This window comes from Nostoc sp. UHCC 0252 (genome assembly GCF_034931145.1).
Taxonomy (GTDB): domain Bacteria; phylum Cyanobacteriota; class Cyanobacteriia; order Cyanobacteriales; family Nostocaceae; genus Nostoc.
In genome coordinates this window covers 35,760-52,647 of record NZ_JAYGHE010000030.1, presented here as the reverse complement: position 1 = coordinate 52,647, position 16,888 = coordinate 35,760, and the positions used below count along the sequence as shown (strand labels likewise).

17 protein-coding genes are annotated in these 16,888 nt (G+C 41.8%); 7 read left to right on the top strand and 10 right to left on the bottom strand.

The genetic code is table 11. From position 1 onward, the window contains the following. The first annotated feature begins 269 nt into the window (after positions 1 to 269). From VB732_RS17855 to VB732_RS17840, 4 genes are all read left to right on the top strand, one after another. Complete coding sequence (locus VB732_RS17855) at positions 270 to 971, top strand: Crp/Fnr family transcriptional regulator (protein WP_323232243.1); 702 nt, start codon at positions 270 to 272, stop codon at positions 969 to 971. A gap of 13 nt (positions 972 to 984) precedes the next feature. After that, a complete protein-coding gene (locus VB732_RS17850) occupies positions 985 to 1,725 on the top strand; it encodes a DUF2232 domain-containing protein (RefSeq protein WP_323232242.1) in 741 nt (246 codons plus the stop codon). Between the two features lie 72 nt (positions 1,726 to 1,797). Next, entirely contained in the window at positions 1,798 to 2,991 is a 1,194-nt protein-coding gene (cobT, locus tag VB732_RS17845; protein WP_323232241.1) for a nicotinate mononucleotide-dependent phosphoribosyltransferase CobT, read from the top strand. A gap of 318 nt (positions 2,992 to 3,309) precedes the next feature. Further along, positions 3,310 to 3,714 (top strand): hypothetical protein, encoded by a 405-nt coding sequence (locus VB732_RS17840; protein ID WP_323232240.1) that lies wholly within the window; start codon positions 3,310 to 3,312, stop codon positions 3,712 to 3,714. 220 nt (positions 3,715 to 3,934) lie between these two features. Here VB732_RS17840 and VB732_RS17835 read toward each other — a convergent pair whose 3' ends face one another. Next, on the bottom strand, positions 3,935 to 4,126 hold the full coding sequence (locus VB732_RS17835) for a hypothetical protein (RefSeq protein ID WP_323232239.1): 192 nt from the start codon (positions 4,124 to 4,126) through the stop codon (positions 3,935 to 3,937). A 626-nt stretch (positions 4,127 to 4,752) separates the two neighbouring features. Continuing rightward, positions 4,753 to 5,358, bottom strand: a complete 606-nt coding sequence (locus VB732_RS17830; RefSeq protein ID WP_323232238.1) for a DUF3318 domain-containing protein — start codon at positions 5,356 to 5,358, stop codon at positions 4,753 to 4,755. A gap of 261 nt (positions 5,359 to 5,619) precedes the next feature. Between VB732_RS17830 and VB732_RS17825 the strand changes: the two genes are divergently transcribed. Further along, complete coding sequence (locus VB732_RS17825) at positions 5,620 to 5,871, top strand: hypothetical protein (RefSeq protein WP_323232237.1); 252 nt, start codon at positions 5,620 to 5,622, stop codon at positions 5,869 to 5,871. A 76-nt stretch (positions 5,872 to 5,947) separates the two neighbouring features. Here VB732_RS17825 and VB732_RS17820 read toward each other — a convergent pair whose 3' ends face one another. From VB732_RS17820 to VB732_RS17800, 5 genes are all read right to left on the bottom strand, one after another. Further along, a complete protein-coding gene (locus tag VB732_RS17820) occupies positions 5,948 to 7,597 on the bottom strand; it encodes an iron uptake porin (RefSeq protein WP_323232236.1) in 1,650 nt (549 codons plus the stop codon). A 129-nt stretch (positions 7,598 to 7,726) separates the two neighbouring features. Then, entirely contained in the window at positions 7,727 to 8,359 is a 633-nt protein-coding gene (locus VB732_RS17815; RefSeq protein WP_323232235.1) for a Crp/Fnr family transcriptional regulator, read from the bottom strand. A 531-nt stretch (positions 8,360 to 8,890) separates the two neighbouring features. Then, on the bottom strand, positions 8,891 to 9,559 hold the full coding sequence (gene phoU, locus VB732_RS17810; protein ID WP_323232234.1) for a phosphate signaling complex protein PhoU: 669 nt from the start codon (positions 9,557 to 9,559) through the stop codon (positions 8,891 to 8,893). Positions 9,560 to 9,587: 28 nt separating this feature from the next. Then, a complete protein-coding gene (locus VB732_RS17805) occupies positions 9,588 to 10,907 on the bottom strand; it encodes a PAS domain-containing sensor histidine kinase (RefSeq protein WP_323232233.1) in 1,320 nt (439 codons plus the stop codon). A 53-nt stretch (positions 10,908 to 10,960) separates the two neighbouring features. Next, entirely contained in the window at positions 10,961 to 11,713 is a 753-nt protein-coding gene (locus tag VB732_RS17800; protein WP_323232231.1) for a response regulator transcription factor, read from the bottom strand. An 804-nt stretch (positions 11,714 to 12,517) separates the two neighbouring features. Here VB732_RS17800 and VB732_RS17795 point away from each other — a divergent pair. After that, positions 12,518 to 13,501, top strand: coding sequence for a hypothetical protein (locus VB732_RS17795; RefSeq protein WP_323232230.1), 984 nt, complete (start codon positions 12,518 to 12,520; stop codon positions 13,499 to 13,501). Between the two features lie 53 nt (positions 13,502 to 13,554). After that, positions 13,555 to 14,634, top strand: coding sequence for a hypothetical protein (locus VB732_RS17790; RefSeq protein ID WP_323232229.1), 1,080 nt, complete (start codon positions 13,555 to 13,557; stop codon positions 14,632 to 14,634). A 433-nt stretch (positions 14,635 to 15,067) separates the two neighbouring features. Here VB732_RS17790 and hisA read toward each other — a convergent pair whose 3' ends face one another. The 3 genes from hisA to VB732_RS17775 are packed head-to-tail and all read right to left on the bottom strand — an operon-like array spanning position 15,068 to position 16,527. Beyond that, positions 15,068 to 15,841 carry a 1-(5-phosphoribosyl)-5-[(5-phosphoribosylamino)methylideneamino]imidazole-4-carboxamide isomerase gene (hisA, locus tag VB732_RS17785; RefSeq protein WP_323232228.1) on the bottom strand — a complete coding sequence of 258 codons (774 nt, stop codon included), beginning with the start codon at positions 15,839 to 15,841 and terminating at the stop codon, positions 15,068 to 15,070. Between the two features lie 54 nt (positions 15,842 to 15,895). Next, the gene (locus VB732_RS17780; RefSeq protein ID WP_323232227.1) at positions 15,896 to 16,195 is read right to left on the bottom strand and encodes a DUF3593 domain-containing protein; all 300 of its coding nucleotides are present in this window, start codon (positions 16,193 to 16,195) and stop codon (positions 15,896 to 15,898) included. Then, positions 16,192 to 16,527 (bottom strand): DUF2499 domain-containing protein, encoded by a 336-nt coding sequence (locus VB732_RS17775; RefSeq protein WP_323232226.1) that lies wholly within the window; start codon positions 16,525 to 16,527, stop codon positions 16,192 to 16,194. The genes VB732_RS17780 and VB732_RS17775 overlap by 4 nt, the downstream gene beginning before the upstream one ends. Between the last annotated feature and the right edge of the window lie 361 nt (positions 16,528 to 16,888).

Genomic DNA, 16,888 nt, shown 5'->3' with positions numbered 1-16,888 from the left:
GATGTTGTTTGCCTATATTTTTAACTAATCAAGTTTGCAGTGCAGCTAGCCCTTAAGAAATACAACTGTCGGCTATAAACTACTTTATGCAAAACTTTTACCCTGTTTTTACTTATAGGTAAAAATTGTTCAGAAAAACGTTCTTGTCGCTTTCTTATGTAAGATAGTTTATTTTCCTCTTTCAAAGGGAACTGTGCCTTGATGGTTTAGGCTGAAAATGGCGCTCTTGTTTGTTGTGTGTATATAGCAGCTTCAATAAAAATGTCGTAATGGAAGACCGATATAGCTTGCAAGCACAGGCTAATCCCTGGATGATCACCTCCGCTCCCTTTTTTCAAGGGTTGCCAGAACCTGCTGTGGAATCAGCCCTGATTCATCTTGTCACCCGCACTCACCCAGCCAATCAGGTGATTCTGCTAGAAAATGACTGGGGTGGTTCTGTGTATTTTATTTTGGACGGATGGGTAAAAATTCGTACTTACAATTTGGAAGGAAAAGAGGTAACGCTGAATATTATTGGCAAAGGGGAATTGTTCGGTGAAATGGCAGCGTTAGATGAAGTCCCTCGATCCACAGATGTAATTACCTTGGCCCCAACGGTAATTGGCAGTATGCCCGCTCAGGATTTTGTCAAGTTACTTCAGATAGAACCCTTGGCAGGAGTTCGATTAGCGCAATTAATGGCACGACGTTTGCGGCAAGTAAATCGCCGATTGCGGTTGCGAGAATCTGATAGCCAGTCACGGGTGGCAGATACGTTGCTATTTTTAGCAGAAGGACAGGGAAAAAAAGGGCAAACAGGAACCGAAATCCCCAATCTACCTCATCGGGAATTGAGTAGTTTGAGCGGACTGGCACGGGAAACTGTAACACGAGTGTTGACAAGACTAGAAAAAAAAGGCTTGATTAAACGGGATCAAGACACTATTTGTATTCCCGACTTGTCAGCCTTAGAAAGAATGATCGTTTAAGAACTTGTCAAATATGAGTATTTTAGATTCTATGCCAGATGAGCCGGAGGAAGATCCATCGCCTGAATCTTCAACTCCCCACAATCATTGGTTAGACAAAGAACAGCAGTTAATGCCTCCTCAACTCAAGGCTGACGCGCCCTTAAGGATGGTAGAAACGGCATTTTTAGCTAGTACTGCCAGCTTAATTTGGTTTATTAATTTCTACTTTCCCTTGGGCCCAGTTTTGCGGATATTTTTTCCGGTGCCGATCGCTCTAGTTTATTTGCGTTGGGGCAAGCGTGCGGCATGGATGGCAGCACTCACCTCCGGGTTACTGCTGACGGTACTAATGGGGCCAGCCCGCAGTTTGTTGTTTGTCATGCCCTACGGGTTTATGGGCGTGCTTTTGGGAGCGGCATGGTATCGTCGTCGTGTTCCCTGGATTGTTTCTATCAGCTTGGGTACGCTGTTGGGTACTTTGGGAGTTTTTTTTCGGCTGTGGTTGCTATCTGTTTTGTCCGGTGAAGACCTATGGATTTATGTGATTACCCAAGTGACTGAGTTCATTGAGTGGGTATTTTTGAAACTGAGTTTGTTGGCAAGTCCCAGCGTATTTTTGATTCAAGTGGGAGCGATCGCTTTAATTTTACTCAATAATTTTATTTACCTTTTTGTGGTGCACCTCGCAGCATGGTTGCTTTTCGATCGCCTGGGAAACCCTATTCCCCGTCCACCACGCTGGGTACAAGTTCTCATGGATTATGAGGGATAGTCATTTGTCATTTGTCATTTGTCATTAGTTATTCCCTTCTCCCCATTCTCAATTTCCAATTTCCAATTCCCAATGCCCAATTCCCAAATTCGTATTTATACCCAAAAAGAACAGGGCGAAGAATGGCTACGGCGGTATCGTGGTTGCCTACCCCTATTTGCGTGTGTTTTAGGATTTACTGAAACTGGTCTAATTCCAGGGATTTCGGCGGCTGGCCGCACTCCAGAGGATCGGAAATATACCGCTTGTGCTGATGCCGAGTTTTTGTATTACGGCCCAGAACATAAAGCCCAATATCCCTTACCACCATTAACAGCTGGCGCTTCACCTGTGCTGATTTCTCGCGCTGTCTTTGAGTCACTAAAGATACCAGTTCATTTGTTTGATGCTGGTTTACCCCAGCCGCCTGCTGTTCCAGTCATTGATTTAGGTGGCGCTCCTGCTAAGTGTTTAAGTGAAGGTGCTGCTATGGAAATTACAGTGGTACATCACTTGTTTAAGCAAGGGTTACTTTGGGGAGAACGCCTTGCTGCCAATATGCAAGATGGGTATGTAATTCTGGGTGAGTGCGTCGTTGGAGGTACTACAACTGCCCTGGCAATTTTAACTGGTTTAGGTATAGAGGCTGCCGGAAAAGTTAACAGCAGCCATCCTATTTGTAACCACGGTCAAAAATGGGCACTAGTACAAGCTGGGCTAGAGAAGATGAAAGGGAGCAGGGAGCAGGGGGCAGGGAGCAGGGGGCAGGGGGAGATAAACTTCCAATCTTCAATGCAAAATTCTGTAGATCCTTTAGAACTAGCCGCCGCCGTGGGTGATCCCATGCAGGTGGTGGTAGCTGGGATGGCGATCGCAGCTAGTCGTAGTTGCGGTGTAATGCTGGCTGGCGGAACGCAAATGCTGGCGGTTTATGCTCTGATCGGTGCGATCGCTCAGACTTACGCTTTATCATGGCAACCAGAAGCAGTGGTTGTAGGCACAACCCGTTGGGTGGCAGAAGATCCTACTGGCGCTACAGTTGACTTAGCACTCAACTTAGGGAAAGGCAACTTAACTCAGAGTGGAGGAACCCCTACCCTATTAGCAACGAATCTAAGCTTTGCTGATTCTTGTTATCCTCAACTGAGAGCCTATGAGCAGGGCTTTGTGAAAGAAGGTATGGGTGCTGGAGCAGCTTGCATAGCCGCCCATCTGAGCCAAGATTGGCAACAACACCAACTTTTGGCAGCCATTGAATCCCAGCTTAAACGGTTAAGTATGGAGTAAATACAATACGGCTGATCGTCGTAAATAGCTGCTAGTAATGAAAAAATGAAGGTTTCGTATCGACAGAGATATATTTATATTTAAGTGATTTTGTCAATGTGTAATCCCCAGTATCACCAAAGAAATCAGAAAGACCTTCTCAAGGCTTAATTTATATTCATGCTTTCAGGGGATGGAGCTATGACTTTATAAATGTGATTATATATATGTTCTCAAACAATAATTAGTTGCTGTTGTTCCGATAAAAAATCAAATTTTCTCCGAACTAAGTAACTTTGGTTTTTAGCTGATTGTTTGATGCTTTGAGAAGGTAACACAATGAATAATATCCTAAAACGCTCACTCCTACCCAGCCTCATGGCTGCAAGTCTAGTTGGTACAACTTTGGTTCCTGCTAAACCTGCTGCTGCTGATGACCAAGTACTAAGAGATGCAGGCATTGGGGCTGTTACCAATGTCGTCACCGGAGCCGTTAGGGGAAATGGTAGTGTATTAGGCAACGCTGTTAAAGGTGGTGTCACTGGTGCAGCCGTCAATGGTGCAAATGGTCTGAGAAACACTCGCAATCGTCGTAACCGCAATATTGGTCAAGATGTCGGAGTCGGTGCAGGTGCTAGCGCAGTGACTGGCGTAATTACTGGCGATAAGAGAGATACTCTTGGAAATGCTGTTGATGGTGCAGCTGTTGGCGCAGCAATCCATTTGCTGACCAATGGAAAATAATTCCTAACCTAAATTGATTGAGTCGTGAAAATAGTTCCCAATACTTTACAAGTCGCACTTGTTAACATTACGAACTTATCCTTCCCCTAATTCCTCTCCTTGTTAGGATGAGAAAATACAACCCCCTTTCCCTAGTAGGGAAAGGGGGTTGATGGGTTAGGTTTGTATTGATATATATGCTAACCTTACCCTCAGACGACATTAGAATTAAAACTAAACTCTAACCTTTCAATGCCTTTTTAAAGTTTCGACGATAGGATGGATTTGTAATAAACAAAGCTGGCCATAGCAAAGATAAACCAATGCGATTGGTCAAACTTGGATTGAAATTAGTCCGTCCAAAGCCATTCCAAAACTTCCAAACGCCGCCTCCGTAAGCCACTATCAAGACAAAAATAATAAAGTTACCCATTCCTATCAACTCCGTTAGTAACTGACAGAATGTGAACTACCCTGCCGTAAGACGGACAGGGCTTCCCAATTCATCGGGAACAGCCTCCAGAACTCCGCAGTTTTTTTGGTCTTACATTCCCTCCAAGGGCAGAAGTCCTGGTTCCCAAGACCCAAATCTTTCTCTTGCTACACTTACCTATTAGCTTGGTTTTCGCTTATGGCATTGGTGGTCAAGACCCAACAATTCTATTCAGTTTATTTTGGGGATTCGTCATACATCTGGAATTTGTTTTGACTTTGTAAAAAATCAATCCCAGATGCAATCCTCATCCCCCGCTCCCTATCCCCACCTTATGAGTACATTGAAGGCGGGGACTTCCGCGACTAGTTAAACACATTCTCTTATTCCAGTGTAGAATAGCCCCACGCATTGCAGCTACTTGGAGATTCATCTCTTACAATCCGTTAGAAGCTTTGAGGTAAATGCACAAAGCCGCATTTGTGGTTAAAAGCTTGCTGTAATGAGAAAAAAGTACAATTTAAGCACGCTCAGATAATACCAACATCTAATTTTAAGAGATATTTTGAGAGCGATCGCAATCAAAACCCACAAATTGCTACAAGTGGGCAGTAGAGACGTTTATGCTACCGATTATAATTTTCTGGCATACCCACTGGTGATAAGCCTGCGATCGCTCTTAGGTTTTGGCAACGAATCAACTCAGTAAAATTCAAAGCAGAACGCCCTTCTATTTTAGCTACCGCTTCAATTGCAGATAACAAATGTTGCGCTGCTTCAACTTCTGAATAACCACGCCGTTGCGCTATGCGAATTGCTGCTGCATCGGCATTTAACTCTGACTCTTGAGATTTATTAGTCCGCCAGATCCGAAAAGCTGCGATCGCACTTAATCCCCCAGCTATGGCTATACCCACCACATCTGATTGTGATGCTTCTAATAATCCACCTAATAACCCTGCCAGCACCACACCTTGATAAATGTCGGGTTTAAACCACTTCACCCCCGTCAACCAGCTAACCATCTGCAACAGCAGTAAGTCTCGTTGCGGCTTTGCTAGGCGACACCACAAATCGAAATTAATATATATCGGTCGCGCCTGATTCCAGGGTTGGGGAAAGGAGGTGTCAATCACTTTTGCCTGTTCCGGCTTACTAACGATTTTTGTCGTCATCCGACCAGAAGCAGGCATTACATCTAATAGACGACGAATTTCAACATTTGGCTCCATAAATTTAATTATTAGCCATAATGTGCATGGTAAGTATTTTAGTTATCATTAGTGTTAACCTTTGATTTGTAACATGCTCTGGCAATCTTTACTAAATGGTTATTTTATTAGTAAATGGCGGTTCGTGAATAGATTCAAATCAAGCTATAAGAATATTGATCAAGCAGTTTGATAGTGTGGCGGGATTTTATAGTATCCGTTTGCCGCTAAATTCAAAACCTCAAAGTTTTGGATAACCATTGCAACTACACTTGTAACTACATGGACGCTTTTGCTACCCTTCCGCCTGAATGGACTAATAAGGCAATACATGCATACGAATTTTGCTGTCCTAATTGCCACTCAAGTAGCCGAGAAGCTGAAAAAGTTTGGCTCAATCGGCGATCGCCTGTACTTACAGAGAACCGTCGTCGTAAATGGCAAGAGTTTTATTATTGCCACTGTGGTACTGTGTGGTGGGCTTGGAGTAGCGATCGCCCCCCAAAAGATATTACGACGGTTCCCTTAGATTGAAAAATCCAAACAAAACCCCACCTCAAGGTGGGGTTTTGTTTATCTAATTCTGATCGTTATTTCCAATTCTCCGATTTTAGAAGGAGAAAGTAGTACGCAGAGTACCTACATAGACGGTATCGTTGGCATCGTTGTGTTCAGGATTGAAGATAACTAAGAAGCCAGGGGTAATGGCAATATTATCGCTGACCTTTAGGCGATAAAGAGCTTCTGCGTGATAAGAGGTGTCTAGATCCTCTTGCTCTACACCACCGGGAGCGAATTCACTGCTAGTTACTCTGGGTGATTGGCCAAAGATCAAGCCAAGCAAGCTGCCTTCTCTGCCAAAGTCCTTTATACCAAGAGTAGCAGCCCAGTAAAACACATCTGCACTCTGTCCGGCAGCAGCACCAGTTCTAGCTTCCACATTACTGAAGCCTGCCCAACCGCCAATAGTTAACTTAGAGCTAGGTCTAAAGTTAGCCTGTACACCGTAATGATTGGAATCAACACGACCACCTCCAAATGGATCATTGGCTAGGGAGCTACCTGTACTTCCGAAGACATTGGGATCTTCTTGGTAACTGCGAGCATAGGTCAGACCAACGTTCAAGGCTTGGCTTGGCTGGAAAGCTAATTGACCTAAAATAGTACTATCACCATTGAATAGTCCGTTATTTAGATCAGGATCGGTACCACTGGTAGTAGGACTGTTAGCATCGTTGGATAGATAAGCAGCAGACAAGCTGATAGCACCTTTAGGATTGAGTGTAACAGTCAACCCAGCACCACCAGAACCAGGTCGGTAAATTGGGCTGAAACGTCCATAGCGAGAAATAGCGCCGCTACCAGAACTAGCAAAGTCAGGGTTGAAATTGTTGATATTTTCGTATACTTCAGCACCAGTAACATCAACTTTTATACGTGCTGCATTACTAAAGTTGAAAGCGTAGTTAACTTTATCGATTTCAACGCTGTTGCCGTTATTTCCATCAAAACCCAAGCGGGTCATATTGGTACCGGTTACAGCAGAATTGGAAACAATATTCGCAGCATTCAACCGAATTTGCAATCGGTCTGTACCAGTGAAGCTGCTATACAAATTTAAACGAACGCGGTTAGAGAAAACTGTGTTGCTATCTAAATTAGGAAGATTGCCACCGTCATCATCATCATCATCATCATCATCATTTCCGCCAAAAACATCAGACACGTTGAAAATTGCTTCCCCAACCAGCTTAGTGGTAGTAGAGAACTGGTTCGCTTCCAACTCAGCAGTGCGGGCTTCTACCGAATCAACACGACCGCGCAGAGTTGCCAGTTCAGCAGAATATTCTTCTTGTAAGCGCTGTAAAGTAGCTAAATCTTGTTTACTAACCAAATCGGCAGTAGCTGTGGCAATCAGTTCGTTAACCCGATCTAAACAGGCATTCAAACCTGCGGCAAATTCATAACGGGTCAAAGCACGGTTCCCACGATAGGTACTATTGGGATAACCTGCAATACAGCCGTAGCGCTCCACTAAGGATTGTAAAGCTTGAAATGCCCAATCTGTAGGTTGCACATCCGAAAATTGTGAAACTGATGTTACCTGACTGATGCTGTTAGAGTCCTGAGCTTCAGATAACTGGGCAACATTTGTTACCTGTTCATTTACTTCAGCAGCTAATGCACTGTTTGCAGCTAAAAAGGTTGCAGTTAAAACAACCGGACTAATCTTAATAAGATTCCAGAATCGTTTTGTCATGTTTTTACTTCCACTCACACCTATATAATCCAGTAACACTAAAATGCTTGTAGCACTTTACTTTCAGGAATTTTACACACAATCACAGCGAGAATTGTACCTTATATCCTGTGATTATTACAAGCAAGTTCAGTTAGATATTGCTAAACCATAATTTTTTATTAATTGATTTGGTAAACGCAAAATAATGCGGCGTTTGTGACGTAACACTGTTCCTTGTTCTTCCAACTGCTGTAGGAGCCTAGTAACAGTTACTCGTGTGGTATTTAACACTTCAGCAATATCTTGATGAGTAACATTTAAATCAATTAGTTTGCCCTTCTCTACATCACGTCCAAATTTTTCGCTTAACCATACTAAAAACTGCCACAAGCGGAGCGAAGTCGGTTTTTGATGCACAATGCTTAGTAGATTCTCTGCTTGTTGAATATGAGACAACAAAGCATTAATATCTTGATGCCACAGATGAGGTGGCACAATGCTTACTTCTACGCATGTGAGACATTCAATCTGGTAGGGCTTAACTTTAGACAAAGGATAGCCAATCAAATCTCCTAATCCCCAATAACCAAGAGTGATGAATGTTCCATCTTCACTCCACGTTAAGGTACGAACTGCACCATGTTCAATACGCCAAAGTACATCATTTTGAAGTGGAATTACTTCCCTACGGGCGAATATCTGCTGGGTTAATTGTTCGCTTAAAGCAGAGCTATTTGACACGGCAGAAGAGCTTGAAGTAGGACTTGTGGAATACATCATTAACCGTAACTACATAATTATCAGGGAATCTTGCTATTTACAATGATTAAGAAACTCTAATAATTTGTATCAAAATTTACCTACAAAAATCTGCTTGATTTGTGAACTAATTTACCTTAAAAGGCAAGGGGAAAGAAGGATCTTTTTCTTGTACTGAGTTTTTTCAAAAATAAAATTACGATCCAGTATACATTTAAAGGTGTATTTTTCTTGGTCAGAGCTAGAGACTAGCTTAAAGTTTTCTGATGGCAATAACTTATGGTTTAAGGTATCTATCAATGAGATAGACCATAAAATTCTTGTCATCTCTCAGTGATTTCTTTGTTACTTTAATCGTGCAAGTTTAAGAAAAGGTAAGCTTTTAGTAAAATATTTAGTTAACTTTATTTTTAATAATTTAGTATTTTCTTAAGATTCAGGAAGTATGTGGGCACAAAAATTATGAAGATAGTAGGGTGCAATGGCCCTTACTTCAGCTGAGTTTATCACCCCGACTTCTTCAAAAAGCTGGGGTTCGGGGCAACACGTAAATTAAGAGCGTTGACCGGTGACAATATATGCTACTCTCTGACCGATATTAGTGGCATGATCTGCCATCCGTTCTAGACAACGAATTGCTAGTGCTAGCAGCACAATTGGCTCAACTACACCAGGTACATCCCGTTGTTGGGCTAAAGTTTCATAAACGCGATCATAAGCATCGTCTACAGTGTCATCTAAGTGCTTTAAACGGCGACCACCACCCTCATCGAAATCTCCCAAAGCCTTCAAGCTAGTTGCTAACATAGCCTGTGCGTGAAGGGACATGGCTTCAATCTCAGATAGACACGAATGAGGCGCATAAGGAAAAATTTTAATCGCAATTTCAGCTAAATCCTCAGCATAATCGCCGATACGCTCTAAGTCTCTCACCAATTGCATAAAAGCACTCAAGCAGCGCAAATCTTGGGCCGTAGGCGCTTGCAGCGTCATGATTGCCGTACAGTCTGATTCAATTTGACGATAAAAGCGATCAATCTTTTTATCTAATCGAGGAAGTTCCTCAGCTGCTGTTAAGTTACGAGCGAATAACGCTTGGTGGCTGAGGCGAAATGATTGTTCTACCAAAGCGCCCATGCGTAATACGTCTCGTTCTAAGCGCCGAATGGCACGTGCGAGTTGGGGTTTTTGAGGATTGGGACTATGATGAACAGCTTTCACACTTGTGATCTCAAACGTGAAGATATTACTAACTATAGTCTTGGCTTAAGGAGTTTGCCATAACTTCAGGAAATTGGAGTTGCATCCACGCGCCACCAGTTTCTGGATGATTCATAGCTTTGATTGAACCACCATGTGCTAGAAGAATTTGCTCAACGATCGCTAATCCTAAACCATTGCCAACGATCGCGGATACGGAGTTACTATCTTGTGGGGAATGGGTTCGCGCTTTATCTCCTCGATAAAATCGCTCAAAAATGTGGGGTAAATCTGCCTCAGAAAACCCGACTCCAGAATCAATAAGATTTATTTCTAGAATTGGAGAAGTAGGATCGTTATCCTTTGTTGATAAGATTTTTGCTTCAACGTGAATACTTGTAGAAGGAGGACTGTATTTAATACTGTTGTCTAGTAAGTTAAGAAAAACTTGGAAAATCCGGGCTTGATCTGCCTTAATCCAGAGATTTTCTGGGCCAGAATAAGAAAGAGACAGGTGTTGACGCTGTGCTAGAGGTTCTAATGTCTCCCAAACAGATGTAATTAGCGATCGCAATTCTACATCTTTGGTTCGCAATTGCATGGTTGGGTTTGCTTCCATTTGGGTCAGGTCTAGCCAGCTTTGCACTAAGTTAATCAATCGATCAACTTCTTGCATCAAACGGTTAACCCAACGATTTAAAGGTGGTTCCAAGCGGATTTGTAGTGTTTCTGCAACCAAGCGAATCGAAGTCAAGGGGGTTCTGAGTTCGTGGGCTAAATCAGAAAAAGAGCGATCGCGTACTTGATTTATATCTAACAGGGGTTGACGATTTTCTAAAAATACTCCTACTTGTCCATTGGGCAAAGGCAAGCTAGATGCTCGCAAAGCCAGAGATTTTATTGTTTGCATCTCTGCTGCATCATCACAAGATGGATGAAATATCCATTCTCCCGTCTGCGGTTTTTGCCAATCACGAGTTTGCTCAATTAAATGGTCAAGTTCGTAAGACCGCACCAACTCTAATAACAAGCGCACCTGTTGTGGTTGCCACCTTTTGAGATACAAAGTTTCCTGCGCCTGCCGATTACACCAAAGCAGTTGATTTTCCTCATCCACCTGCAAATACCCTACTGGTGCAAAATCTAGCAAGTCTTGGTAGGTTTGCAATGACTCCTGCAAATCATGCTGTTGCTGATTCATCATTGCTATTTTTTGCCGTAACCCAGGAATCAGCAGCAGTCCCATTTTGGAAGAATGCAAGGTTAACGGTCGGGGTAAGTGCCCCAGGTAGCGCTTAAGCTGAACCTGTTGCCAAACCCAAAACCCAATGCCTACCGCTAAACCCAGAAAAAATCCCAATAAAAGCATTTGAGTTGTTAGTTTTTTGGTGATTATTAAAAACTAACAACTATCTAAACTAATTATCCAAACCGATAGCCAAAACCTCGTACAGTCACAATATATTCGGGATGACTGGGGTCTTGCTCTAATTTTTCACGCAACCACCGAATATGAACATCTACGGTTTTACTATCACCAACAAAATCTGGGCCCCAAACCTGATCTAGCAATTGTTCCCGCGACCATACCCTACGGGCGTAACTCATAAACAGTTCCAGCAAGCGGAACTCTTTAGGCGAAAGATTCACCTCTTGACCACGAACCACCACTCGGCATTCTTGAGGGTTCAAGGTGACATCCTTAAATTTTAATACTGGTAGTTGTGGCAAATTACTTAGGCGTTGGCGGCGGAGTAAAGCGCGACAACGAGCTACTAACTCACGCATACTAAAAGGTTTGGTCAGGTAGTCATCTGCTCCCACCTCTAACCCCAAAACACGGTCAGTTTCGCTACCCTTTGCACTAAGCATTAAAATCGGTACTGGGTTTCCTTGATGACGTAGTAAACGGCAAATGTCTAGCCCATTGATTTGCGGCAGCATCAAATCAAGAATGATTAGATCAAAGGGAACTTCCCCTGAGTTGGCTTCAAAACTTTTGAGATACTCTATAGCAGATCGCCCATCGGGTGCAGTTATCACCCTGTAACCTTCCTCTTCCAAGGCTACAGCTAGCATTTCCTGGATTAATTCTTCATCTTCTACTACTAGAATACGGCTGGTTTGTCCAATATCCGTTTTAGTAGAGTATTTGGTCGATTCACTGGTATACATTGATATCACAAAAGTCTGGGACTGTGCTTGTATCAATTAGCATGAGTGAACTACCCTGCCATAAGACGGACAGGGCTTCCCAATTCATCGGGAACAGCCTCCAGAACTCCGCAGTTTTTTTGGTCTTACATTCCCTCCAAGGGCAGAAGTCCTGGTTCCCAAGACCCAAATCTTTCTCTTGCTACACTTACCTATTAGCTTGGTTTTCGCTTATGGCATTGGTGGTCAAGACCCAACAATTCTATTCAGTTTATTTTGGGGATTCGTCATACATCTGGAATTTGTTTTGACTTTGTAAAAAATCAATCCCAGATGCAATCCTCATCCCCCGCTCCCTATCCCCACCTTATGAGTACATTGAAGGCGGTGACTTCCGCGACTAGTTAAATCTATTATCTCGCCTTAGTGCGATCGCGCTTCTGCTAGGGTTAATTCTTTTAGATTTTCTTTACAAAAAGTAATATACATTTTTGTAGCCTCTTAAATCATAAATCACTCTTGCGTAAGTTCTGACTTTATTTATGTAACCCAATTACATAAAGGATTGTCTTGACAAGAAGAGATGAGGTAGGTATATTTATTATAGTATTTTTGTACTACTTTCTCAAAAAGAAAACTTTACCTAGAAAATAGAAAGACATACTTGTGGAAAATTCGTAGCTGCCTAAGTACCCTATATTGATCATTCAGTATTTACACTGCTTAAAAATGTTGATTTAAAAGCTACTGTGATGTCTGCATGGGGTAGTCCTTGGTATGGCTTGCTACCCAATAAATCATTTGCCTATTGAAGGGAGTTGAAAGATGACTACAGTTGGAGTCAAGGACAGCAAACAACAACTAATGCAAGCATTTCAACAAATTATTATCCAAAGAAAAAAGCTGGAATCTAAAATTGCAACCAAACAAGAGGAAGCAGACAAGGCAAAAAGTCAACAGATTCTGCAAGCAGCTTCTTCATATACGGTCGATAGTATTGTTAAAGGTTTAGCTGATTTACAATTGGAGTTTGGTAGTATTCTCAACGGCTTATCTGAAAAACTAGCTCAGGAGAATTCCAAGTTGGATGAATTAAACCGAGCTATAGAAATTGAAACTCAACGCTTACAAGAGCTTCAACAAATAAGAGTTGTAGCGGATACTCTAGACATTTTAAGTCAAGAACACCAAGAAAAATTAAAAACTCTAGAGCAAGATACCATCAGTAAAAGGGAAGCATTAGAAAAAGAAATTGCAATTAAGCGAAAAGAATGGCAAAAAGAGCAAGCAGAGTATGAAGAAAAGCTCCAAGAATATAATGATTTATTAGCTAAAGACCGTCAGCTAGAGCAAGAAGAATTTCAGTATAAATTAGAAAATACTCGTAAACTCAATACAGATAGCTACGAAGCTATCAAACGCCAACAGCAAAGGGAAATCCAAGAAAATTATCAAAATAAAGAGAAAGATTGGGCAGAACGAGAAAAGATATTTGCCGAACGCCAACCACTTTTTGCAGATTATGAACAAAAGGTAACTACATTTCCTAACGAACTCGAAGAAGCCGTTAAGAAAGCTAGAGAAGAGGCAATTAAGGAAACAAGTCAAAAAGCTAAAGTTGAGGCTGATTTATTTGAGAGAGAATGGGAATCTAATAAACAGAGTTATGAGCAAAAGATTCAATCTTTAGAAGAAACAATTAAGAAACAATCTGAACAAATAGAAGGAATTTCTGCTCAATTGCAAACTGCATTAAAACAAGCACAAGACCTAGCTATGAGGGCTTTTGGTAGTTCTAATTCCAAATAGTTACGAGTCTATAGCATATTAAACATTTTTAATTCCTGAAGAGGAGGTTTGTTGTGGTGGTAAAAAAACCGACTGATAAGAATACTAAGGTAGAAATTCTTCAGGCGTATGAGGAGTTAGCCAAAGAGAAAGCAGCGCTGAAATCTGAACTTGACCAAGTTGCCAAAGAAAAACAGTCTGGAACTAAAGAACAGCCTAAACTAGAACAAAAAACAGCTATGAATCAGCTTTCTAATGTCCAACAAAAAATGAACAATACAATTGAAAGCTTGGCGAAGATTCAATTAGGTTTTGGCAGTGCTGCTAATGAATTATCGGAACAGCTAACCACAAAAGCCTCTAATTTAGAAGAAATCAGGCAAAATTTAGAAGTAGAAATCCAACAATTATCGCAGTTGCACAATTTGGAAGTTTCTGACGATATATTGGATACTCTCATCCAAGCTTATGAAGATAATACTAAGGCTTATCAGGAAGAATATAACCAGCGTTCTGAAGTGTTATTCCAAGAAATACTAGAGCAAAAGAATACTTGGGGGAAAGAACAGGAGGAACAGCAACGGGCTATAAAAGAACGAAATGAAAACTCAAATAAAACTCGGCAGCGTGATGCCTCAGAGTATAAGTATAATTTAGAACTCCAACGGCAACTGCAAAGTGACGAATACGAACAAGGGCAAAAAGCACTATATAAGCAACTAGAAGAATTACTACAAGAGACAGAGAAACAGTGGGCTGAACGAGAGAAAGAAATTTCTGAGAGAGAGAAACAATTTGAAGAATTAAAAGTCAAGGTAGAGGCTTTTCCGAAAGATAAAGAAGCTGCTATCAAAAAAGCTATAGAAGAAGGTAAAGGCATTGCCCACTACCAAGCGAAAGTAAAATCAGATTTATACTCTAAAGAAGTGGAAGGGCAAAAGCGTTTTTATGAACAAAGGCTGCAATCTCTAGAGCAAACTATTACTAACCAAGAGACGCGAATTCAAAATCTTTCTAAACAACTTGAATCTGCTCTGAAACAAGTTCAAGATTTGGCGGTTAAAGCGATTGAAGGTAATTCAAATGTTAATTCGTATCAGGCAATCAAAGAAATAGCCTTAGAACAGGCAAAGACTCAAGCAAAAAACAAATAAGTTGATTTATTGTTTTTTAGAGTTGTAGAGACTTAATTTAAATTAAGCCTCTACAAGAAAATATCAAATTCATTCAGTTCTCTTTGGTTTTTTAATGTCTGGAGGAGGTTGTGGTTTCCTCCTCTTCGTTCCAATGGGCTGTGTTTGGTCAAATGCTTGGTTGGAATTTGGTTCTTGACTAGACGTTGGTTCTTGACTAGACATAATAGTGAATTTGAAAATTGACTACAATATTATCTACATCACGGGTATTGTGGATTACGGAAATATATCACAGAAAATTTAAGTTTAACGAACAGAATCCAGGAGTCAGGAGCCAGAATTCAGAATTGAATTCTGTGCGAGTGGCGGATGAATAAACGGGTTTAAGTCCTCCACTGAGACTCGGTATTCCGAGTCAGTGTGTAGAGTGTTCTGCTAAAGACAGAAAATGTTAAGCAAAACTAGAAAAACCTAAATTGGGTGGAATATCCTGAATCCTTCCTGGCCCGATCGCTCGCAACGCTTCTTTGAGTAAAATATCCCCAGTATATAAAGCACGTCCGACAATCACACCAGTCACGCCTTGAGGTTCTAGCGCCAACAGACTCAACAAATCGGTGACAGAACTTACCCCACCAGAGGCAATTATTGGGATGGAAATTACCGATGCAAGTTCTCGTAAAGCCTCTAAATTGGGGCCGATGAGAGTACCATCTCGGTGAATATCTGTGTAAATTATGGCGGCTGCACCCAATTCTTGCATTTGTACAGCCAGTTGAGTTGCTAAAACTTCTGAGGTTTCTAACCAACCGCGAGTTGCTACTTTGCCGTTACGGGCATCAATGCCAATAATAATCTGTCCGGGAAATTCTTCACACAGTTGTTGTACTAGCTGGGGTTGTTCTACGGCGATGGTTCCGAGAATTGCCCACTGTACGCCGAGATTGAATATTTGTTGCAGGCTAGTGCGATCGCGCAACCCTCCACCAATTTCGATGGGCACTGACACCGCATGAGCGATCGCTTCTATTGCCCCCAAGTTTACTACTTTACCTGCTTTAGCACCATCTAAATCAACTATATGCAGTCTAGTAGCACCTTCATCTACCCATTGTTTGGCTACATCAACAGGGTTTTCGCTAAAAACTTGTGAGCGATCGTAGTCTCCCTGATACAGTCGCACACAGCGACCTTCTAGCAAATCAATTGCTGGAATCACATCCATTTACTTCTTCCTCATAACTCAATACAATCAAAGCTCTAGCGATCGCTGGGGTTCCTAGTTTTCATTTTTGATTTTTAATTCTCTGACAGCTTGCCCAAAACCTAGCACAAGCAAGATGTTAGAAAGGGTCAAAAATACTTCTGCACCACCGTGTAACCAATCCACTTCTGCCAAAGACTTGCCATAATGCAATACAGCATAAATTCCGGCGGGGATGGTGATGGCAACAAATACGAGAGTGCCGTAAAATCCATACAGCGCTAAACGCGGCATTTGTGGACTGCGGCTGAGAAACCACAAGAAACCCAAATAGGGAAACAGTGAAAGTGCAAACAGGGTTTCTTTAGAAATCATGGCTCTGATTTAATAGGTTCTGGTTCAACAGTGTTAGAAGATTTGGTAGAACGCCAAATCAAAAACGCCGCTCCCCAAAGGGTAAAATTACCAACTAAGGTCATAGTAGCTTGAAGTGTTACTAGCCATTCTAGAGATTCGGCGTTGTCGAAATAATGCCAAGTACAGGCACACATAGCGCTAACTAAAGCTGGTAACATGGCAAGGGATAATCCCCACCAGCTGCGGTTATTAGTGAGCTCGCCGTAAATCCAGATTAACCAGATGGCGACAATCCACTCAATAACGCTAGAAATATGAATAATCCAGGTGGGAATCGATAGGGCGTGCATAAGAAAGTTAGGAGTTGGGAGAGACGCGATTAATGGCGTTTGTAATAAGACAGGACTTACGCAAACAACAGCCGAAACCCTTATTCTCTGGTAGGGGCAATTCATGAATTGCCCCTACAGCATATAGTTTTGCGTAAGTCCTTTAAGAGAGACGCGATGAATCGCGTCTGTACAAGAGTTAGGAGTAGCGCTGTCAAGGTGAGATGTAGCTTGAATTTTATTTTTATTTAAACAAAATTTTTACTTGTTCTTTTAAAATTTTAAAAATTTCGAGTTCAGAAGGTCAACATCCGAGTTCAGAAGGTCAACATCCGAGTTCAGAAGGTCAACATCCGAGTTCAGAAGGTCAACATCCGAGTTC